This is a genomic window from Enterococcus sp. AZ197, from assembly GCF_050556405.1.
GTDB classification, from domain to species: Bacteria; Bacillota; Bacilli; order Lactobacillales; family Enterococcaceae; genus Enterococcus; species Enterococcus faecalis.
In genome coordinates, this window is sequence record NZ_CP187873.1 from 2,181,362 (window position 1) to 2,201,534 (window position 20,173).

20 protein-coding genes are annotated in these 20,173 nt (G+C 37.3%); 8 read left to right on the forward strand and 12 right to left on the reverse strand.

What is annotated here, in order from left to right; genetic code table 11:
* Positions 1-1,269 carry an exonuclease SbcCD subunit D gene (locus tag IGK82_RS10425; protein WP_016622214.1) on the reverse strand — a complete coding sequence of 423 codons (1,269 nt, stop codon included), beginning with the start codon at positions 1,267-1,269 and terminating at the stop codon, positions 1-3.
* A 51-nt stretch (positions 1,270-1,320) separates the two neighbouring features.
* On the reverse strand, positions 1,321-1,947 hold the full coding sequence (locus tag IGK82_RS10430; protein ID WP_002356461.1) for a lysophospholipid acyltransferase family protein: 627 nt from the start codon (positions 1,945-1,947) through the stop codon (positions 1,321-1,323).
* A 188-nt stretch (positions 1,948-2,135) separates the two neighbouring features.
* Between IGK82_RS10430 and IGK82_RS10435 the strand changes: the two genes are divergently transcribed.
* Together IGK82_RS10435 and IGK82_RS10440 are read left to right on the forward strand one after the other, a co-directional pair.
* Entirely contained in the window at positions 2,136-2,870 is a 735-nt protein-coding gene (locus IGK82_RS10435; RefSeq protein ID WP_002356457.1) for a tRNA1(Val) (adenine(37)-N6)-methyltransferase, read from the forward strand.
* Positions 2,860-3,126 (forward strand): GIY-YIG nuclease family protein, encoded by a 267-nt coding sequence (locus IGK82_RS10440; RefSeq protein WP_002356455.1) that lies wholly within the window; start codon positions 2,860-2,862, stop codon positions 3,124-3,126. Before IGK82_RS10435 ends, IGK82_RS10440 begins: the two co-directional genes overlap by 11 nt.
* Positions 3,127-3,192: 66 nt before the next feature.
* On the opposite strand, the gene IGK82_RS10445 is transcribed toward IGK82_RS10440, so the two are convergent.
* From IGK82_RS10445 to IGK82_RS10455, 3 genes are read right to left on the reverse strand one after another with little or no spacing between them, the layout of a single operon-like run.
* On the reverse strand, positions 3,193-3,888 hold the full coding sequence (locus IGK82_RS10445) for a 5'-methylthioadenosine/adenosylhomocysteine nucleosidase (protein WP_002356454.1): 696 nt from the start codon (positions 3,886-3,888) through the stop codon (positions 3,193-3,195).
* A 15-nt stretch (positions 3,889-3,903) separates the two neighbouring features.
* A complete protein-coding gene (macP, locus tag IGK82_RS10450) occupies positions 3,904-4,200 on the reverse strand; it encodes a cell wall synthase accessory phosphoprotein MacP (RefSeq protein ID WP_002356451.1) in 297 nt (98 codons plus the stop codon).
* Positions 4,197-4,781 carry an NUDIX hydrolase gene (locus tag IGK82_RS10455; RefSeq protein WP_002356449.1) on the reverse strand — a complete coding sequence of 195 codons (585 nt, stop codon included), beginning with the start codon at positions 4,779-4,781 and terminating at the stop codon, positions 4,197-4,199. The genes macP and IGK82_RS10455 overlap by 4 nt, the downstream gene beginning before the upstream one ends.
* A 402-nt stretch (positions 4,782-5,183) precedes the next feature.
* Here IGK82_RS10455 and IGK82_RS10460 point away from each other — a divergent pair, with 402 nt between their 5' ends.
* From IGK82_RS10460 to IGK82_RS10475, 4 genes are all read left to right on the forward strand, one after another.
* A complete protein-coding gene (locus IGK82_RS10460) occupies positions 5,184-5,864 on the forward strand; it encodes a 5-bromo-4-chloroindolyl phosphate hydrolysis family protein (RefSeq protein ID WP_002356448.1) in 681 nt (226 codons plus the stop codon).
* A 19-nt stretch (positions 5,865-5,883) separates the two neighbouring features.
* Positions 5,884-7,071: a toxic anion resistance protein gene (locus tag IGK82_RS10465; protein ID WP_430605091.1), complete on the forward strand. Its 1,188-nt coding sequence runs from the start codon at positions 5,884-5,886 to the stop codon at positions 7,069-7,071.
* 144 nt (positions 7,072-7,215) lie between these two features.
* Positions 7,216-8,055: an NUDIX domain-containing protein gene (locus IGK82_RS10470; RefSeq protein WP_002384084.1), complete on the forward strand. Its 840-nt coding sequence runs from the start codon at positions 7,216-7,218 to the stop codon at positions 8,053-8,055.
* Between the two features lie 16 nt (positions 8,056-8,071).
* Entirely contained in the window at positions 8,072-8,596 is a 525-nt protein-coding gene (locus IGK82_RS10475; RefSeq protein WP_002356445.1) for a GNAT family N-acetyltransferase, read from the forward strand.
* Between the two features lie 44 nt (positions 8,597-8,640).
* Here the strand turns inward: IGK82_RS10475 and IGK82_RS10480 are convergent, their stop codons facing one another.
* The 4 genes from IGK82_RS10480 to recX form a co-directional block, all read right to left on the reverse strand.
* Positions 8,641-9,126, reverse strand: coding sequence for a hypothetical protein (locus IGK82_RS10480; protein ID WP_002356444.1), 486 nt, complete (start codon positions 9,124-9,126; stop codon positions 8,641-8,643).
* A gap of 137 nt (positions 9,127-9,263) precedes the next feature.
* Complete coding sequence (locus IGK82_RS10485) at positions 9,264-10,388, reverse strand: LCP family protein (RefSeq protein WP_002356443.1); 1,125 nt, start codon at positions 10,386-10,388, stop codon at positions 9,264-9,266.
* 180 nt (positions 10,389-10,568) lie between these two features.
* A complete protein-coding gene (gene mutY, locus IGK82_RS10490; RefSeq protein ID WP_002359468.1) occupies positions 10,569-11,753 on the reverse strand; it encodes an A/G-specific adenine glycosylase in 1,185 nt (394 codons plus the stop codon).
* Positions 11,743-12,543 (reverse strand): recombination regulator RecX, encoded by an 801-nt coding sequence (gene recX / locus IGK82_RS10495; RefSeq protein WP_002379756.1) that lies wholly within the window; start codon positions 12,541-12,543, stop codon positions 11,743-11,745. Before recX ends, mutY begins: the two co-directional genes overlap by 11 nt.
* A gap of 131 nt (positions 12,544-12,674) precedes the next feature.
* On the opposite strand from recX, the gene rlmD reads away from it, so the two are divergent.
* On the forward strand, positions 12,675-14,045 hold the full coding sequence (gene rlmD, locus IGK82_RS10500; protein WP_002414068.1) for a 23S rRNA (uracil(1939)-C(5))-methyltransferase RlmD: 1,371 nt from the start codon (positions 12,675-12,677) through the stop codon (positions 14,043-14,045).
* 71 nt (positions 14,046-14,116) lie between these two features.
* On the opposite strand, the gene IGK82_RS10505 is transcribed toward rlmD, so the two are convergent.
* The 3 genes from IGK82_RS10505 to IGK82_RS10515 all read right to left on the reverse strand — a co-directional run bounded on the left by IGK82_RS10505 (position 14,117) and on the right by IGK82_RS10515 (position 19,100).
* On the reverse strand, positions 14,117-14,365 hold the full coding sequence (locus IGK82_RS10505) for a GlsB/YeaQ/YmgE family stress response membrane protein (RefSeq protein WP_002356434.1): 249 nt from the start codon (positions 14,363-14,365) through the stop codon (positions 14,117-14,119).
* A gap of 180 nt (positions 14,366-14,545) precedes the next feature.
* Complete coding sequence (gene ebgA / locus IGK82_RS10510; protein ID WP_016622217.1) at positions 14,546-17,668, reverse strand: beta-galactosidase subunit alpha; 3,123 nt, start codon at positions 17,666-17,668, stop codon at positions 14,546-14,548.
* Positions 17,601-19,100 carry an amino acid permease gene (locus tag IGK82_RS10515; protein ID WP_002359464.1) on the reverse strand — a complete coding sequence of 500 codons (1,500 nt, stop codon included), beginning with the start codon at positions 19,098-19,100 and terminating at the stop codon, positions 17,601-17,603. Before IGK82_RS10515 ends, ebgA begins: the two co-directional genes overlap by 68 nt.
* 148 nt (positions 19,101-19,248) lie before the next feature.
* Here IGK82_RS10515 and IGK82_RS10520 point away from each other — a divergent pair, with 148 nt between their 5' ends.
* Positions 19,249-20,079 (forward strand): AraC family transcriptional regulator, encoded by an 831-nt coding sequence (locus IGK82_RS10520; RefSeq protein WP_002356429.1) that lies wholly within the window; start codon positions 19,249-19,251, stop codon positions 20,077-20,079.
* Positions 20,080-20,173 lie beyond the last annotated feature (94 nt).

Here is a 20,173-nt window from a genome sequence, read left to right on the forward strand (position 1 = left end):
TTACTTCCCTCTTTCTAATTGATTAAGTGTACTCAGTTCTTCTTGGACCCATTGTGCTTGTTGTTCTGTCAAGGACTCTCCTGTCACATCGTTAAAAAAGTCATGCAGATGTTCTTCTGGTGAACGTTGTTCTATTTGTACCACTTTTTTCTGATTTCCGTTGCTTGTTTCTCGACCATTCAAACGTTCCAGCCCAATAATTTTGGGGTAAATTTTTCGCAATTGATTCATCATGTTGGGGATAATCGCTCGGTCGGTTAATTGGACATGTAAATAATTTTCCCGATTCACTTCTTGATAAAAAGCGGGATCTGTTAACTGCTGAAACGAGCCCGTCAATTGTTGAATGTCTCGCAATGGTTTCAAAGCACGGAATTGAAAATGAACTTCAGCTTCTGTTTCAACAAGCCAAACACCCTTTTCTTGTGTCATTTCTGATAAAGAAAATTTTACAGGCGAGCCACTGTATCGAGCATTAGGTGCCTGCAACGCATTTTTTCCATGTAAGTGGCCCAACGCGACGTAATCAAAAGGCTCTAACAAAGCCGTCGGTACAACATCCAAACCACCCACTGTTAATTTTGTTTCAGAATCAGTTTTTTCACTGCCAGCGACAAAAAAATGACTAACTAACACCTGTTTTTTGTTGGGAAGAAAAGATTCCTGCATTTTCGCGACAACTTTTTCCATCGCCGCCTGAATCGTTCGAATCGTTTCATCTTCAAAATATAAGCGAGCCGCAATCGGTTCAAAATAAGGCAACAAATAAAATTGGGTATTGTCGATTTCAATTGGTTGAAAGGCTTGTTCTAAACGCGTATTCAAATGAAATTGCGTTTGGTTAAACCAAGGGCCTCCTGTTTCTAAACGAGTGCTGCTATCATGGTTTCCCGAAATAGCTAACACGGGTAAATGCTCTTTGAGATTCATTTGAATCATCATTTCATTAAAAATCTCGACTGCTTCAACCGCTGGAACAGAGCGATCATACAAATCTCCAGCGATCACAACAGCATCCACTTGCTCTTCTTTCGCAATTGCTAAGATTTGTTTAAAGGCTTCCCTTTGTTCTGCCAATAAATCAAAACCATGTAATTTTTTGCCAATATGCCAATCTGCTGTATGTAAAAATTTCATTTTTTCACCGCCTAAAAAAGTCCTTCTTATTATTATAACAAATTTCTGGTATTTTTTAAGAAAATCGGACAGAAGAATTAGATTTTTAACAAACTTTTTTCTTAACACAAGAAAAAAGACAGGGAGCATCATCTTTTGATGAGACTACCTGCCAGTAACATTCCTATTTTGTAGCGGTTTGTTTTATTCTTTTTCTGTTGATTCATATTTAAAAGTTGGATCAATTTCTTTATCTAACTGATCAAATGCTTCTTGCATCCGACGTTCCACTTCAGCTAAACCGTCTTTATCCATTTTTTTAATATCGCTAATATCGATTGGCTCCCCAAAACGAACCGTTACTTTTTTACGTTTAAACAACTCTTTTAAAGTTAACGGACCTTGATAAACAGATGGCACGATAGGTACTCGCCCCATTTTAGCAATCAAGGCTACCCCACCTTTTAATTCTGAGGAATGACGCGTGCCACTGGGGAACATAATCAAACTTAAATCAGAATTTTTTAAAATTTTGACAGGTGTTTTAATCGCGCTGGGACCGGGCTTCTCACGATCCACTGGAAACGCATTCGCATGTTTTAAAATGAAACGTAAAACAGGATTTTTAAACAACTCTTTTTTTGCCATAAAACTAAACTTCTTAGGACTGCCAGCAACAGCTAAATACAGCGGTTCCCACCATGTTCGATGCGGCGCAACTAAGACATAGTTTTGGTCTTTTGGTAATTTTTCTTTATTTTCATAATGTGCATTTCCATTAATCACAAATAAAATGACGCGAACCACGCCACGCATAAATGTAAAAAACATAATTTTCTTCCTTTCTTCTCTCCGCTTTCTAGTATGCCGAAAGCTCTACCTTTTGACAAGCTTTTTTTACGTCTATCAATTAGAGAAATAACATGTCCCTACTAATCTAGGGAACAGATTTTGTCATACGGGTTTAAAAGTAGTATAATACATGAACAATCAGATGAAAAGTTGGAGGTTCTTAATCTATGTTATTATCCGGCGAACGGATTGATCAATTATATGCGGATGATATTCAAATTATTCAAAGCAAAGAAGTCTTTTCTTTTTCCATTGATGCAGTCTTATTGGCTAATTTTCCGCAACTACCAAAAAAAGGCAAGATTGTCGATTTGTGTGCTGGCAATGGCGCGGTCGGCCTCTTCGTTAGTCGGAAAACAGCTGCAAAGATCGACCAAATCGAATTACAACCTCGTTTGGCAGATATGGGTCAACGAAGTATTCTATTAAATAAATTGGAAAAACAAGTAACGATGTATGAACGTGATTTAAAACAAGCGACAGAGGTCATCAAAAAAGATTCTGTCGATTTAGTACTATGTAATCCCCCATACTTTAAAGAACGACCAACTAGCCAAAAAAATCCAAACCCGCATTTAGCGATTGCCCGTCATGAAATTCACACGTCTCTTCAAGAAGTGGTCACTGTGTCAGCGGATTTATTAAAAACAAATGGTCGCCTCGCAATGGTTCATCGACCTGATCGTTTCCTTGATATTTTACATGCCATGGAAAACGCCAATATTGCGCCGAAAAAAGCTCGGTTTGTTTATCCGAAGCCAGGCAAAGAAGCCAATGTTTTACTAATTGAAGGCATTAAACAAGGCAAAAAAGACGGTTTTCGTGTGTTACCACCTCTTTTTACATACAATGAAAAGAACGAATACGAAGCTGAAATGAAGGCTATGCTGTATGGAGAATAAGAAATCCCATTATTTTTATGTTTTACTTTGCCAAGATGGTTCCTTTTACGGTGGCTATACAACTGAGCCAGAACGTCGATTAACCGAACATAATAGCGGAACTGGTGCAAAATATACACGATTAGCCAAACGACGGCCAGTCAAAATGATTCATACAGAGAAATTTGAAACACGTAGCGCGGCCACTAAAGCCGAAGCCGCCTTTAAAAAATTAACGCGCAAACAAAAAGAGCAGTATTTAAAAACCTTTCATTAAATGACAACAAGCAAAAAGAAACAGCCATCATTTCATTGATGAAATGATGGCTGTTTCTTTCTCTTTTTAAACTAAGTTCTCGACAAAATGAATAACCATTTCGGCTGATTTTTTCCCAGCTTCATCGATGAATTCGTCAAAGCTTTGAGTTGCTTCGCCATCTGCTGTATCACTCATTGCCCGTACAACTAAGAATGGAATATTGAACTGTGAAGCCGCTTGGCCAATTGCTGCGCCTTCCATTTCGCAAGCTAGGGCTTCAGGAAACTCTTTCTTAATTTTGGCGATTTTCTCAGCGCTATCCACAAAAGTATCTCCAGTAACAATCAATCCTTTACGAATAGCTAAACCAGTTTTTTCAGCGGCTTTCGCAATTTCCATCCGCAAGTATTCACTTGTTTCAAAATACAAAGGCACACCACCAGGCAATTGTCCATAGGCATAACCAAAACCAGTGACATCAACATCAAAGTAAGCTAATTTGTCTGCAATGACTAAATCGCCGACTTTTAGTCCTTCACCGATACCACCAGCAGAACCTGTATTAATCACCATATTTACGCCATATTGATGAATCAATAAAGTCGTGGTCACAGCTGAGGCCACTTTACCAATTCCTGAACGAACCACAATCACCTCGTGTCTTCCTAACGAACCAGAAACAAATAAAGCGCCTGCTCGTTCCCATGACATCGTGTCTGTCAATTTTTCTTTTAGAATTTTGACCTCTTGATCCATTGCTCCAATAATTCCAATTTTCATAGTGATTCCTCTTTTCTATAAATTCAAAACGATATACGCCACAACGGCTAATAAAATCGCTACAATAATAATTGCCTTGTTTAACCAAGTACTCCGTTCTCGACGCTTCGAGTATTCTCCTACTCGTGACTTGTTGATCGGTTTTTGTTTTTTCTTTTCTTTACGATAAAACGTCGAAATTTCTTTTTCTTTTCGCTTATACGCTTTTTCCGCCAGCTTCTGCTCTTCCTGCTGACGACGTTCCGCTTCTTTTTCTTCTGCTTCTCTGCGTTTGCGAAGCTCTGTCCGAGTGACTAACGGACCTTTGCTCATTGCGTGTCCTCCTTAAACTGTCTCTGCAGTAAATACAATTCCCAGTATTGTATAGCAAAAAGTGTTTTGGCATCACAAATCGTGCCTTTTGCCACCTCTGCTTTGGCTTCAGCTATTGTTAGCTCGTAAAGTTCCAAGATTTCATCTTCATCTTGAGGACGCGGATTTTCGACTTTCTGCAAATCCGTTGCCAAATAGAGAGCCAATTTTTCATTAGCAAATCCTGGTGACAGATACATTGAATTTATGTAGGTGAGCTGACCTGCACGATACCCAGTTTCTTCTTCCAATTCCCGCATAGCCGTCGTTTCCAGTTGGTTTTCTTCTCCAGGATCAATTTTTCCCGCTGGAATTTCTAAAATCACTTGTTCCAAGGGTTTTCTAAATTGTTTAACTAAGACGATTTTTCCTTCTGCGGTTAACGGAATCATAGCTACTGCGCCTGAATGAAAAACCAATTCGCGTTTAGCAGTGCCGCCTGTCGGTAAAGCCACGTCATCCAAAAAAACATCAATAATCTTTCCTTTAAAAATTTCTCGACGTTGAAGTGTTTTTTCTTCGAAGTCCTCATAATTTAACATATCTTTCACCAACCTTTCTTGTTTATCATACCCTAAAATGATAAAAATCGCACCCCTTCTTCTCTAGTTAAACCCTTTTCAAAGAAAAAAATTTATTGCTTTAGAAAAAAATTACATTTTCGAAAAAAAATAGACATAAAAAATTCACAACTTCCTTGTATTATTTAAGCATACCAACAAACAACCCTAACAAAACACTTTTTCATTTTTAACTCCTTTCCCGTCCTACCCCCAATTAGGACGGGTCTTTTTTTGCATTTTATACTTTTTTTCTTAGGATTTCACTAAATCATAAAATACATCTTCCGCTGTATGTCTTTTCTCTCACAGAGTATGCTAAAATAACTATTGTAACGAGAGCTGACTCTTTCGAGGATTAGATAGATAGGAGGAACTATATAAATGAACAAATTAAATACAAAATTACTGATTGGCTATATTCTTTTAGGAGCCTTAATCATTGCTGTCGCTAGAGAATATGGCTTCTTCGCTTTTGTGATTCTGGTAGGCTTTTTAGTATTCGTTCTCTATCGAAAAAAGAAAAATGCCGCCGACAAGAGCGATCAAATGCCTTACTTAACAAAAGATAAAGAAGCCCATTATCGTGAGTTGGGGTTATCTCCACAAGAAATTGATTTTTTCAGAAGTACAATGAGCACAGCCAAAAAACAAATCATACAATTACAAGAAAACATGAATCGTTCAACTAAATTACGGGCGATTGACTTACGTAATGATACAACGAAGGTTTCTAAAGCTCTGTTTAAAGAGTTAGTGAAAGAACCTAAAAAGTTACACTTAGCCAATCACTTTCTCTATACACATTTACCAAATATCGTTGACTTAACAAGTAAGCATTTAGAAATCGAACAACATGAAGTAAAAAACAAACAAACGTATGAAAAATTAGAAGAAAGCGCACAAATCATTGACCAATTGTCAAAATTAGTTAAAAATGATTATGAGGAAATCGTTTCCGATGACTTAGACGATTTAGATGTCGAAATGTCGATCGCTAAAAGCAGCTTGTCGCAAAAAGCTGCAACTGAGGAATCACCTCAAGTAAACGAAGACCAGCAATAATCATTAGGGAGGAAAAAAAATGACTGAGCAACAACCCAAAGAAACAACATCTGTAACCAATACATTGGACGATTTATTAAGTAATCCATTTTCATCAATGGATGAACTAACACCAACGCAACAAAATGAACTATCTGAGTTAAAAGAACAGCAAGCAGCTCCTCGTTTAATTGATAAATTACCACAAGAACGTCAAGCCCAAGCAAAAGAATTAGCTTCAAAAATTGATGTCCAAGATCCACAAGCAGTAATTACCTATGGTTCAAATGCCCAAATCAAACTCGGCGAATTTTCGCAAGCGATGTTAAACCACGTTCAAGCACAAGACATTGGTCCTGTTGGTGATTCACTGACCGATCTAATGTTTCGTTTAAATGAAGCCAATCCCAATGAATTACGTGCTGGCGAAGGCAACTTTATTCAAAAAATGTTAGGTAAAGTCAAACAATCCGTTTACGAAATTACCGCCAAATATCAAAAAATTGGTGCGCAAATTGACAAAATTGCTGTCAAATTAACCCATGAAAAAGATGGTCTTTTAAAAGATAATGCCATGTTAGATCAATTGTATCAAAAAAATAAAGATTATTTTGATGCCTTAAACATCTATATTGCCGCTGGGGAATTAAAAGCAGAAGAACTACGGACGCAAATTATTCCTGAAGCCATGAAAAAAGCGGAAGAATCTGGAGATCAAATGGATGTCCAAATTGTTAATGATTATAACCAATTCCTAGACCGTTTAGAAAAAAGAACCCATGATTTACGCTTGGCTCGTCAAATTACGATTCAACAAGCCCCACAAATTCGTTTAATTCAAAATACTAACCAAGCTTTGGCTGAGAAAATTCAATCATCGGTGAATACGGCGATTCCGTTATGGAAAAACCAAGTAGTCATCGCCTTGACCTTACTCCGTCAAAAAGATGCTGTGACTGCTCAACGTCAAGTCTCTGAAACCACCAATGACTTACTGAAGAAAAATTCAGAAATGCTAAAAATTTCTGCAATTGAAACAGCAAAAGAAAACGAACGTGGCCTAGTCGATATTGAAACATTACAAAAAACACAAAATGATTTAATTGAAACTATCCAAGAAACATTACGTATTCAACAAGAAGGAAAAGAAAAACGCCAAGCTGCCGAAATCGAACTTGGCCATATGGAAGAAGATTTGAAAAATAAATTATTAGAATTAACACAATAAATAACGTCTAGAACAAACTTCTTATAGTACAAGCCTGGGACAAAAATCCAAAGTGATTTTTGTCCCAGGCTTGCTTTTCTTTTTACGCTTGAATATTGTATTTCAGCCACTTAATGATACAATAAAAGAAAACCATGTTTCTTTTTGAAAGGAGGAGCAATTGTGCCACAATTTGCTTCTAAAGCGGAAGAAAAAAATTATTATGAACGCCAAGCTAGCTTAGCAGAGTTTTTAACTTGGTATCATCAACAAGAATTACCTGAATATGAAAAACCCTCTTTAACCGTTGATATGGTTCTTCTTTGTTACAACAAGGAAGCTGATCAATTAAAAGTCTTACTGATTCAACGTAAAGGTCACCCCTTTAGAAACTCATGGGCGCTTCCTGGCGGTTTTGTTAATCGCAACGAATCTACTGAAGATAGTGTTTTAAGAGAAACAAAAGAGGAAACTGGTGTGGTGATTTCTCAAGAAAATATTGAACAATTACACAGCTTTAGTCGCCCAGATCGTGATCCTCGTGGCTGGGTCGTGACAGTCAGCTATTTAGCCTTTATTGGTGAAGAACCTTTAATTGCTGGCGACGATGCCAAAGAAGTCCATTGGTTCAATCTTGAACGGCATGGTCAACATATCACGTTATCTCATGAAGATGTGGAAATTACTTTAGACTTGAAAACAGCGGCCTCTCTTGGTAAAGATACATTAGCCTTCGACCATAGTGAAATTATAATTAAGGCGTTTAATCGTGTTGTTGATAAAATGGAACATGAACCGCAAGTGCTTCAAGTCTTAGGAAAAGATTTCACCATTACGGAAGCCCGTAAAGTTTTTGCGAAGTTCCTCGGCGTTGATTATCGCAGCATTGACCATTCAAATTTTAAAAAAGCCATGACACAATATTTTGAAGAGTTAGGTGAACGTCCCGTTGGCATTGGCCGCCCTTCAAAAATTTACCAATTGAAAACAACAACAGGTTTCTAAGAGGAGGGAATATTTTTTGACTGTTTACTTAAGAAAAGCAGAACCTTCTGATTTGCCTGACATCCTTGCTATCATTGAAGATGGACGCCGCACCTTACAAAAAAGTGGCATTCCCCAATGGCAAAACGGTGATGGCCCGAATCAAGAAATTTTAGCAAAAGATATCGACCAGCAAACTTGCTATATTTTAATGGTTGAGGATACCTTGGCAGGCGTTGGTGTTTTATGTTCGGAGATTGATCCTGCTTATGAAGCGATTTTTAATGGTTCTTGGCAACCTCATTCTCAAACTACGTATACGGCAATTCATCGTGTTGCTTTAAAAAGTTCCTTTCAAGGTCAAGGACTGGCCTTGGTGCTTTTGCGCTCACTGGTTACAGCCGCTCGTTTGCAAGGTGCTACTGATATTCGAATCGATACACATCCACAAAATCTCGCCATGCAGCACCTGATTAAAAAAGCTGGCTTTGTTTATCAAGGTGACGTGATTTTAGATGTTAACGATGGCGAACGTTATGCTTATCAGATGATATTGAAATAAAAAAGTTAGGGATAACTGCCAGATTGACAGCTATCCCTAACTTTTTACATCTTATGAACACTATGAGCGCTTTGAATGCCCTCACAGGCTTCTTTACAAGCTTGATTAATTAATAAATAAGAGGATTCTTTTTGGCGGATTCCTAATTGATATTTCAATTCATCTGTCACTTGGCAAGATTCACTTAATGCCTCTAACCAGAAAAATACTCCTTCTTTATACGTATCTAATCCTTCTAGCAAGATTTTCGTTGCTTCTTTATCATAATACGGCTCTAAATTTTTACGAAACATCATTTCTTCTGTAAAAAAACGATTCACATTATTTCGGCAAAACATATAAGTGTCACGGCCTCTCCGATGTGCAGCCTGATTACAACCGTATTCTTGAACTTCTTTAGAGATGGCTTTGAAAATTTCGTTGTATACTTCAATTCTTTGCATAATTGACAAAATGGTATCTGTATAACTAAACATAACTCCTTGCTCCCTTCCCCTTCTAAGTAACAAAAATTTGCTTGTTACTTTCATTATAAAGGGAATGTTGGGTTTATATCAAATGATACGCTGTTTCCTTGCTAAAATCCTTCGTTTTTTCCTTAGAAGAATAATAAGTAAGCGGATTATTTAATCTGTTATGTTCGGATTTTCTACACTTGGAAAATAAATTATTTTATAAAGCCATTTTCCGTTTTAACTGATGGCAACGGACCGGTCTGTGTATTACCAGGAACACCAATATACGTATTGCCGTTGATGGAAGTCATTTCGTTTTCCTCAGCTGCTTCATCTTGAACGGTATAATCACTTTGATATAAAAATTCACCGTTCGTATGGAAGACATAGCCGTCTTGATCTCGTTCATCTGGCTTTTCTAAATTTAAAGACACACGTAATTGATGACGGACATTTTCAATACTATCTGGATATAGTTCAACCATACTGCGCCCTTCATTACTAAAAGTGCGCCAGTCAAAAGAAAGCTGTTGTTTATCATAATTGGTCCAAGTCAAACCTTCTTTGACTAAATGAGTCAATTCATTGGAATCCACATCAGTTTGAATGTTTCCATTTAACGAATCAATAATGTCCATTATTTTCATGATTGATTGACCAGATTTCAACTTGTCTTCAACTGCTTGAATAATTTCTTGTTGTCGGAATCCACGCATAATATCGTTATCGCTATGTCTTTCACGGGCATAAGATAAAGCTTTCGTACCATCTAAATGCTGTTTCCCTGCATCAAAATGAATGGATCCTGGCCCGTCTTTGGTGACACCATCAAACGCCTGCTTGACATTGACATCTATGCCGCCAACTGCATCAATTAACTTAATAAAAGATAAAAAGTTAAACACAACGTAATGATTGATTGGAATATTCAATAATTTCTCAACTGTGTTAACAGAAGCTGTTGGTCCATCGTAGGTATAGGCGGCTTCAATTCGCTGCATCCCTTGGTAATTTTTCGCATCAATTTGCACAAAACTATCCCGTGGCAAACTTAAATAGGTTATTTTCTTCGTCTTGTTATTCACGGTAATCACCATCATAGCATCAGTCCTAGTTGTGCCTAATTTCCGTTCAATTGTATTGTCTAGCCCCATAATCAAAAACGATTGACTATCTTTATTTTGCGCTTCATTATAATCATTTTTTATGGGAACATAGCCTTTATCAATTGTTTTCTTTAAATAGCTACCCGCTACAGCAAAGTATGCTGAGCCGACTGTGACAAAAACCAAAATGATGACTAAACTAATTAAGCTGATTTTTCGCTTCCTACTCATTGGCTGTACTTCCTCTCTCTTAAAAAGTCTCCACCATCATTACTACTCCTCTAAGCAGACAAGAGACAAGTCTATCTTACCAGTCCCCTTCAAAACTAAACATAGCAGAATTTATATAGGGGTATAACCTAGAGGAAACAAAAAAAAGGGGCTTGTTTGTTTAAAAGCCTCTCTTTTTTGTTATTTATTTTTGTGTTCTTTTTTGAACAATTCCACCATTTTTTGCTGTGGTTTTGGAAAAACATAGTCCGAAAATTGTTGTGCTGCTACCCATCGCTGCGACTCTAGTGTGGCTAATTCGCCTGTATTTCGGCCATAAAAGACTAAGATATGCCATTTTAAATGACTGAAAATGTGAACGACTTCGCCTAAGGCACGTTTTTGCCAGACAACTGTTTCATAGTCCGTAAAAAAGTTGACAGGTTCTTCAGCGACCAAAGGCTCTGTTACAGGCTCTAACTCTAAAGTTAATTGTTTTTCCGTTTCTGCTGGTTGCGCCAGTTTTTGCAATTGTTGAAATTGTTTTTTGCTAATTTCTTCAATCGGAAACAGCCACATATTGGCTAACAAACCGGTTTCAGGGCGTTGTTCTAATAAAAATTCTTGCTTGTTATTTTCAATAATAGTGCCGACATAATACACATCTTTCGGCTTAACTTTTTTTGATTTGACTGGATAAGCGGTCATTTTATCTGCCTGATAGGCCGCACAATATTGCTGAAGCGGACAGCTTTCACACTTAGGTGAAGTTGGGGTACAGACGGCTGAGCCTAGATCCATTAAGGCTTGATTAAAATCCCCTGGACGCTCACGATCGATGATTTTAAGCATCGCCGCTTCAAATACTTTACGACTACTCGCTTTTGCAATATCTGCATCAATTTCAAATAAACGGCTCACTACCCGCATGACGTTACCGTCAATTGCTGGTTCGGGGAGATTAAAGGCAATACTGCCAATCGCACCAGCCGTATAGGGACCGATTCCTTTTAAACTCCGAATATCTTCGATTGTGTCAGGCATTTTCCCACCAAATTCTGAAACAATCTGTTGCGCTGCCACTTTTAAATTACGCGCTCGTGAATAGTAGCCTAACCCTTCCCAAGCTTTCAACAACTTATCATCTGGCGCTTCCGCTAAATCTTGAATCGTCGGAAACCATTCCATAAATCGATAAAAATAATCAATGACTGTATCTACGCGAGTTTGTTGTAGCATAATTTCAGAAATCCAAATACGATATGCATCTGTATTCGCTCGCCAAGGTAAATTGCGTTTTTCTCGTTCATACCAAGCTAAAAAATCTTCCTGGAATGAACTAACTTTTTCGGGACTCCACGCCTCCCAAGGCTCTTTATTCGTCATGTTCTACTTCCTTTTCGCTAATAAATTGCTGAATCAAATCATAGTCAAACCCTTTTTGAAATAAGCTTTGTTTGACTTTTTGGACTTTTTTAGAAAAATCAAATCGCTGATTGGCACGCCATAAACGTTCGCCTTCCTTGTCTAACGCTTGTTGTTCTTGTTCTTCGTCCTTTTCAAAAGCTAAAGATTCCAAAGCTAGATCAATGATTTCATTTGTAAAGCCCTTTTGCATCAGATGCAGACGCGTTTTCTGAAGTGCATCTTTAAAACTTTTAGTTCGATAGCGTTTCATGGCTTTTTCTGCAGTTGCTGTGGCAACATTAAGCTGTTCATCTAACGTATAAAAGGTCAAGCCATGCTGAATATCTTCTTCACTAATGCCTTTTTGCTTTAATTGTTGTGCCACATTTCGTGGTCCTTTATCACTGGTTCGCATAGCTGTCCGTACGTAACTTTCACTAAAAATTGCATCATCCAACAACCGCAGCTCTTCTAAACGTTGAACGATTTTTACTCGATCTTCAGGTACAATTTCTTTCTCTTTTAAATAAGTAAAAATCTCTTTCTTTGAACGTAATTGATAGCTTAAATAATTCATCGCCATTTGTAACCCGACATCATAAGAACTGGCTTTTTTTATTTCTTCTATTAAAGTATCTGATAACTCTTGGCCTTTTAGCAGACGCTGCCGTACTAAAATATCTTCCGAGACACGCAGTTTTTCGCCTGAAGATAGCCAAAGTAGATAAAATTCACCTTTATCTTTACTAATTCGTGTGATTGTTGTCATCTTATTCTCCTGCCCCTCTAAATCAGAACATATATTCTACTATACCATAGAATCCTTGGAAGCCAAATAAATAAAAATGTGCTAAAATGGGAGGAAGTGAAAAATGTGAGATGACTAAAGGATGAAAGAATATGACCCAACAACTAGTAAAAAAAGGCCAACAAATTTCTTTAAAAATTAAACGATTAGGAATTAATGGCGAAGGTATCGGCTATTATAAAAAATTAATTGTTTTCGTTCCTGGGGGGCTACCCAAAGAAGAAGTGACTGCCACGATCACAAATGTTACACCCAAATTTGCTGAAGGAACCCTTCAATCTGTCAAAAAAGCTGCTAAAGATCGCGTGGTCCCTCCTTGTCCTGTCTATGAAACATGTGGCGGCTGCCAACTACAACATTTAGCCTACAAAGCACAATTAGACTTTAAAAAAGATTTATTAAAGCAGGCGCTTAACAAATTTAAGCCAGTCAATTATCAAAACTATGAACTACGAAAAACAATTGGGATGGAGAATCCTTGGAATTATCGAAATAAAGCCCAATTCCAATTACGCCAAATCGATGGCCAAGTAGAAGCTGGTCTCTATCAAGCTGATTCACATCAATTAGTACCGATTGATAACTGTTTGGTCCAACAGCCTGCGACAACCAAGGTGATGAATACATTAGTTGATTTATTGAATGACTTTCAATTACCAATTTATGATGAACGTAAAAATAGTGGTATCTTTCGAACATTAATGGTTCGAGTGGGCATCCAAACTGGCGAAGTCCAAGTAGTGTTCATTACACAATCGAAGAAATTTCCACAAAAAGAAAAAATGGTTCGCGCAATTAATGAACAATTACCAGAAGTTGTTTCTATTATGCAAAATGTCCAAAATAAAAAAACCTCTCTAGTAATGGGTGATGATACCCTTCACTTATGGGGCAAAGAAAGCATTGAAGAACACATTAACGACGTTGTCTTTGATTTATCGCCGCGAGCATTTTTCCAATTGAATCCAGAACAAACGGAAGTTTTATATAATGAAGGAATCAAGGCCTTAGATTTACAACCAAACGAAACTGTTGTTGATGCTTATTGTGGCGTCGGGACCATTGGCTTAAGTTTAGCGAAACAAGCGCATCAAGTTCGTGGTATGGATACCATTCCCGCCGCAATTGACGATGCTAGATTCAATGCAAAACGACTTGGTGTTACGAACACACATTATGCTGTTGGAACAGCTGAAGACTTATTACCTAAATGGTTCAAAGAAGGCTTTAAACCTGATGCCATTGTAGTTGATCCCCCACGGACTGGTTTGGATCGTAAATTATTAACGGCCCTTTTGAAACAACCACCTAAGAAAATGGTGTATATTTCTTGTAATGTATCCACGTTAGCACGTGATTTAGTTCAATTAGCCAAAGTATATCAAGTAGACTATTTACAATCTGTTGATATGTTTCCACAAACCGCTCGTTGTGAAGTTGTCGTAAAATTAACGAGAAAATAAAAAAAGGCACCAAGTTTCACGAAATTCGTGAGACTTGGTGCCTTTAACTAATTAAACAATTATTTACTTAATTAGCTATTTTTTCGTCCGAAGAAGAATGAAACCACAGCAACTAAAATTACTGCCCCAATAATTGATGGCACAATTGCCATACCTGCTACGTGAGGACCCCAGCTACCTAAGATTTTTTCTCCGATAAATGAACCAACTAAACCGGCAACGATATTCGCAATCCAACCCATTGATTGACCTTTGCTTGTAAGCGCGCCAGCGATAGCACCGATAACAGCACCAACGATTAAAACCCATAAAGTATGCATAAAATAATTCCTCCTAAATGCTTTATCTAGCGAATAATTCGCTATGTTACTATTATGAACTACTTTTATTAGATAACAAAATAGTTTGCTTATTTCCATGAAAAAAAAGCAATAATTTCTGATAATTTCATTAAAAAAACTCAGAACAGGAGACCGAAGTGCACTGTTCTGAGCTTTTATTTAAGAAATTGTTGGTCGTTTTACTCGTTCATGTGCGACATCCGCTGCTTGAATCTCTTTATTATTAAAAGGTGTTAAGCGGAATGCCAATTGGAATTCTTCAAACGTAGTTCGGTATTTTTCTAATTGCCACTGGCCACAAGAGTAGCTACCTAGGGCGTTTTGTTTGTAATCGATATTTAAAACAACATACTCACTTTCTTGTAATTCATTGGTATGCTTAGCAACATCTAGCGCTTGTTCTTCAAAATAAGAAACACTAAAATTATATGAATCAGCCGCTGTTGCTACTACCCCTTGGCCGCGATCATCCGTGAATGCGGACCATTTAGTCGCCATGTGGTTGCCATTGGCTTGTGGAACAACATAATTAGTGAACATTTCCGCCACTGTAGCATCATAAACGCCAAGTAAACCAGCTTCTTGTGAATCTACATAGTTTTCTCTCGGCCCTTTACCGAAATATTTTACTTCTGATAGAGACTTGTCTAAATGGAGAGTCACACCCAAACGTGGTAACATATCTGGTGCATTTTCAATTTTACCGGCAGGACTACCTTTTAAGTCGAAGAAAATTTCGCCATTTGGTGCAATTAAATACTGATAGGTACATTGATAATGCCAAGCACTGTTAGTCGTTCCGTTAATTGTTTTTACGATGACTTGGATAAAATCATCAACTTTTTTCCACTCAAAAGAACGGACAATTTCATGCTCTAAATGTAAGAAATATTTCTTCTTCATTTCATCAATAATTTCCATATCATTACTGATCGGTGCCCGCCAAAATGTAAATTTCGGCCCTTTATGCAATAATTTTTTACCATCTCGTGTCACATTCGTTAAGGCACCCTTCACTTTATCAAAATTAATTGAAAAGTTTGGTCCTTCAATGTATAAATGAGGGCCAATTTCCTTTGCCATTAGCGAGCCAACTGGTGTGATCTCAATCCCTGGTGTTGCAATTGGCAATTCAAACTGTGCGGTAGCTAATTCATGACCAGCAGATGCATAGGCGGTCGTTTCTTTCAATTGATATGAAAGAGTTAAATAATAGGCGGCTCCTGCCTTTTTAGGAAAATCTAAATGATAAGGTAAGTGCAGTCTTCCTTCTGCTCTAGCAGCAATTGCTGGCACTGATACTGTCCCTGATTGAATCACTGTTTGATCTTCAGTAATTGTATAAACCAGATTAAAGATAGCCAAGTTTTCAAAGTCAAACCGACTCAATAATGAGAATTCACCTGACAGAACGTCAATAGCGCTAGTTGTAATGGGTTCAATGACTTTTTTGTATTCATACAAGCTAGGAGATGGCGTACGGTCAGGCATCAACATCCCGTCAATACAAAAATCTTTGTTACTTGGATCATCGCCGAAATCGCCGCCATAACGATAATAAACTTCACCGTTATCTGTTACAGATTCAATGCCATGGTCAAACCATTCCCAAATAAAGCCACCTTGTAATTTATCATGAGCATAAAATAGCTCTTGGTATTCTTTTAAATTCCCAGGGCCATTCCCCATCGCATGACAATATTCACATAAAATATGCGGTTTTTTTGAATTTTCAATAATCGTATTCATCAGTAATTCTCTAGTTGGGTGTTCCAACCACGTATACATTGTAGAATAGACATCCGTGACCTCTGCCTCAAAATCACCTTCATAATGAACCAAACGTGTTGGATCCATTTCTTTGGCAATACGGGCCATTTCAATAAAGTTATGACCAAACGCAGATTCATTTCCTAACGACCAAAAGAGAATTGATGGATGATTTTTATCCCGTTGAATCATCCGTACCATTCGAGAAACATAAGCCGTTTCCCATTCTGGATCGTTGCTAATCCAATCATATTCTCCGGTTAATTCAAAGCCGTGACATTCCAAATCAGTTTCATCAATCACATACATTCCATATTCATCGCATAAATCATAGAAATAAGCAGATGCTGGATAATGACTGGTTCGAATGGCATTAATATTAAATTGTTTCATTAAACGAATATCTTTTTCAATTTCTTCACGACTAACCACTCGACCATTTTTCGGATTATAATCATGACGATTCATTCCTTTTAGTTTAATGGCCACACCATTGACTAAGAAAGTCTCACCAGATACATGAATATTTCTGAAACCAACTTTTTGCGGAATAACTTCGACGACTTCCCCTTCAAAAAAAATAGTGATAAATAGTTGATACAAGTATGGTTTCTCCGCTGACCAAGCAGTGACAGACGGCAAACTTGCTGAAAATTCAACCGTACCTTGATTTCCTGCGACAGTCTCTTTAAGAACCGTTTTTCCCTGCTGATCCATCAACTCCAATTGAACTTGTTGTCCTTTGTCTTGCCAAAATTTACCCGTAATTGCCAAGTGTCCATTTTGATACGAATCATCTAAATCGGAAATAATAAAGAAATCTTCCAGCCCATTTTCTGGTACACCGAGTAATTCAACATCACGAAAAATACCACTTAACCACCACATATCTTGATCCTCTAAATACGTACCATCTGACCATTGATAGACTCGCACCGTTAAATCATTTGTTTCACCAATTTTAGCGTAAGGCGTAATGTCAAATTCTGCTTCATTTCGTGCACCTTTACTGTAGCCAACTTCATGGCCGTTCACCCAAACATGATAAGCTGAATCTACGCCACAAAAACGTAAAATGATTTTTTTATCGTGAAATGTTTCATCTATAGCAAATGTCCGTTTGTAAATACCTGTTGGGTTTTCCGTTGGTACATACGGCGGATTAATGGGAAAATTGTACCATAAATCAGAGTAATGCATTTTGCCATATCCTTGGACTTGCCAATTTCCAGGAACAGTGATTTGATCCATTTGGCTTGTATCAAAGTCCGTCGCAAAAAAGTTTTCTGGGCTGTATTCTGGCGCTTCTAAAAAGAGAAAATGCCAGCGTCCGTTTAAATTTTTGTATGCTTGTGTATATTTATTTTCATTTAATAACGCTGTTTCTTTCGAAGGAAAGCTCGAAAAATGTGCTCGTCCAGGCAACCGATTAATACTATCTACTTTATAATTTTCCCAAGTCTTCATAATCCATTTCTCCTTTACCAACTTCATTTTTTTCTTTTGTTTCATATCGTTTCCAACAAATCCAAGCAAAGCCCATAAAGACAATTAACCCAATAATGTTATACGCCAACATGCCCAGTGGACTAGCGGTTCCTTTCGGTAACGTGCCATTGATTTCTTCCATGATTAATTTTGGATCCGGCACAGTTGACATAAAGAATACAAAGATAAAAATGGCTAATAAGAAAATTCCCGCAATTAAGCCAAAGGTTCGATTACCAAAGCGGAAACTTCTCGGCATTGTTTCTTTTTTCCAACGAAGCCCAATATAGGCGATTAACAAGAACAAGACAGGCACTAATGACGTAGAAGCTGTCATATTAATTAACGTTTCTAAAAAGCTATCCATATTTCCAATTCCTAATGCTGGAATGGCAACTAAAATCGTCACAATAATTCCTTGAACTAACAAAGCATTGGTTGGATTTCCCTCTTCGTTCGTTTTCACTAGCCACTTACCGAAGACCCCATCTGGAATTTCTGAGAAAAATACTTTAACTGGTGCTGCCGTCCACAGAGCCAAAGAACCAAGACTTCCGACAAATAAGATAATTCCTACTAAGCGCACCATCATTGCTGCGGGAATATGGAAATACGTACCTAAAATTTTAAAGATATCAAAAATACCATTTGAAAAATTTCCTTTTAAGACGTCCGTTGGCACTACCAAACCTACAGCAACGGCACCAAGAATATACATGATACCGACCGCAATCGTTGCACCAATCATCGTGCGGACAAACGTTTTATTGCCGCCTTTAACATCCTTAATATATACACCGATACTTTCACCACCGCCAACAGCTTGTAAAATCCACGCCATCGTCATGAAAAAAGTCCAATTAAAAGTTGGCATAATTGACGTCGTGGTAAACTCTTGTGCTGGTTCATTGCCAAAACCAAACACGACGACAAAGGCTAAAACCACAAAAGCTACGCCCATAAATAAACGAGCACCACCCGCTAAGCTAGTCACTTTCGAAATCCACGAAACCCCTTTAATACAAACCCATGTCATTAACCAAAATAACAGGATAGAAATCACTGCAATTATTTTAGTACTATGGTTTCCTTGAAAAACGTTTTGACCTAAAAAAGCGTATGAACCATAAATCAATGTATTCGGTAGTAATGAACAGAAGAAAAACAAGTTGACAAAGAAATACGACCAAGCGCCTAAAAATGCCCATTTAGGTCCTAGCACAGATTCCAACCAACTGTGAACACCTGATTCATTTTCAGAATTAGCAGAAGCAAATTCTGCAATCATTAGAATAAATGGTAAAAAGTAAAAAATAGAGCCGAATAAATAGCCTGGAATAGTTGCTAGGCCAATCTGAATACTGTTGTTAACAATGCTGGGAAAGGCAAAAACCGCTGAAAAAGTCATGAGCATCAATGCGACAGAACCTAATCGTTCCCGTGAATGTGTTGCCATTTTACTACATCCTCTCTTTATCAAATTAATTAGTACTCACACATTGTAAAACGCTTACAGTTTTTTAAAAATAAAAAATGTTGCCTATTTCTTGTAAAGATGTTGACTTTTAGAAAGCCTTTACATACTCTTATAAAGAGGTGATAGCATGCAAAATGTTTTTACAAATAATGTCAGCATCCTGATTAATGATCAACCTATTAGCCAAGAATTTCATCTTTATGAAGCTGGCTATGAAAAATGCCGTCCGACAAAACCAACTGAGTTTGCCCCCATTAATTATTGGGTTTTGCATTATTGTAGCGATGGTGAAGGCTATTTTTCAACACCCTTTATGGAAAAACAACACATTACCGCTGGCGATTTGTTTATGATTCCAGCCAATTGTCGCAATATTTATTATCCTAATCGGCAAAATCCTTGGACCTATCATTGGGTTGGTTTTGTTGGAGATCTTTCGTCTCAGTATTTAGAAAAAATAGGCCTGACTACCGAAAATTGTATTTTAAAAGGAACTGTTGATAAGAAATTAGAAAGTTTATTTAAAAATATTTACCAAGAAGCGAAGAAACATAATCATTTTGGCAGTTTAAGTGAAAGCTTTCAATTGTTGAATTATCTAGAGCATCATTCCGTTACACAGCACGAAAATCAAAGCCAACAATTATTTAACCAAATTAAAATGGCTATTCACGAAAATTTTTCAAACAATCTTTCAATTAGTCAATTAGCTTCTGAGTATAACATTGATCGTAGCTATTTATTTAAGCTGTTTCAGCGTTATGAACAAACAAATCCTAGTATTTATGTACAAAACTTAAAATTGCAAAAAGCCTGTTCTCTGTTAAGAAAAAGTTCCTTAACCATCACGGAAATCAGTTTTGAAGCAGGTTTTTCTTCACCTTCTTATTTTTCAAAATTTTTCTTCCAGAAAAAAGAGATGACACCTCGACAATATCGTCAACAGTTTTTGACTTAAAATAAATTGTTGCTTATCTGTAGTTAAAGAAAAAAACAATTTATTTAATAATTAATTAGGGTTTTATTATAGGTGGGAGTGTGATATATAGATT

Excerpts from the sequence above, each read along its gene's own strand:
- IGK82_RS10460 (WP_002356448.1), top strand. The coding sequence starts at position 5,184 with ATGAACAAATTAAATACAAAATTACTGATTGGCTATATTCTTTTAGGA.
- IGK82_RS10425 (WP_016622214.1), bottom strand. The coding sequence starts at position 1,269 with ATGATGCTCCCTGTCTTTTTTCTTGTGTTAAGAAAAAAGTTTGTTAAA.
- IGK82_RS10515 (WP_002359464.1), bottom strand. The coding sequence starts at position 19,100 with ATGGCAACACATTCACGGGAACGATTAGGTTCTGTCGCATTGATGCTC.
- IGK82_RS10435 (WP_002356457.1), top strand. The coding sequence starts at position 2,136 with ATGTTATTATCCGGCGAACGGATTGATCAATTATATGCGGATGATATT.
- macP (WP_002356451.1), bottom strand. The coding sequence starts at position 4,200 with ATGAGCAAAGGTCCGTTAGTCACTCGGACAGAGCTTCGCAAACGCAGA.
- IGK82_RS10480 (WP_002356444.1), bottom strand. The coding sequence starts at position 9,126 with ATGAAAGTAACAAGCAAATTTTTGTTACTTAGAAGGGGAAGGGAGCAA.
- rlmD (WP_002414068.1), top strand. The coding sequence starts at position 12,675 with ATGACCCAACAACTAGTAAAAAAAGGCCAACAAATTTCTTTAAAAATT.
- IGK82_RS10445 (WP_002356454.1), bottom strand. The coding sequence starts at position 3,888 with ATGAAAATTGGAATTATTGGAGCAATGGATCAAGAGGTCAAAATTCTA.
- IGK82_RS10520 (WP_002356429.1), top strand. The coding sequence starts at position 19,249 with ATGCAAAATGTTTTTACAAATAATGTCAGCATCCTGATTAATGATCAA.
- ebgA (WP_016622217.1), bottom strand. The coding sequence starts at position 17,668 with ATGAAACAAAAGAAAAAAATGAAGTTGGTAAAGGAGAAATGGATTATG.
- IGK82_RS10505 (WP_002356434.1), bottom strand. The coding sequence starts at position 14,365 with ATGCATACTTTATGGGTTTTAATCGTTGGTGCTGTTATCGGTGCTATC.
- IGK82_RS10440 (WP_002356455.1), top strand. The coding sequence starts at position 2,860 with ATGGAGAATAAGAAATCCCATTATTTTTATGTTTTACTTTGCCAAGAT.
- IGK82_RS10485 (WP_002356443.1), bottom strand. The coding sequence starts at position 10,388 with ATGAGTAGGAAGCGAAAAATCAGCTTAATTAGTTTAGTCATCATTTTG.
- recX (WP_002379756.1), bottom strand. The coding sequence starts at position 12,543 with ATGACAACAATCACACGAATTAGTAAAGATAAAGGTGAATTTTATCTA.
- IGK82_RS10430 (WP_002356461.1), bottom strand. The coding sequence starts at position 1,947 with ATGTTTTTTACATTTATGCGTGGCGTGGTTCGCGTCATTTTATTTGTG.
- IGK82_RS10465 (WP_430605091.1), top strand. The coding sequence starts at position 5,884 with ATGACTGAGCAACAACCCAAAGAAACAACATCTGTAACCAATACATTG.
- mutY (WP_002359468.1), bottom strand. The coding sequence starts at position 11,753 with ATGACGAATAAAGAGCCTTGGGAGGCGTGGAGTCCCGAAAAAGTTAGT.
- IGK82_RS10455 (WP_002356449.1), bottom strand. The coding sequence starts at position 4,781 with ATGTTAAATTATGAGGACTTCGAAGAAAAAACACTTCAACGTCGAGAA.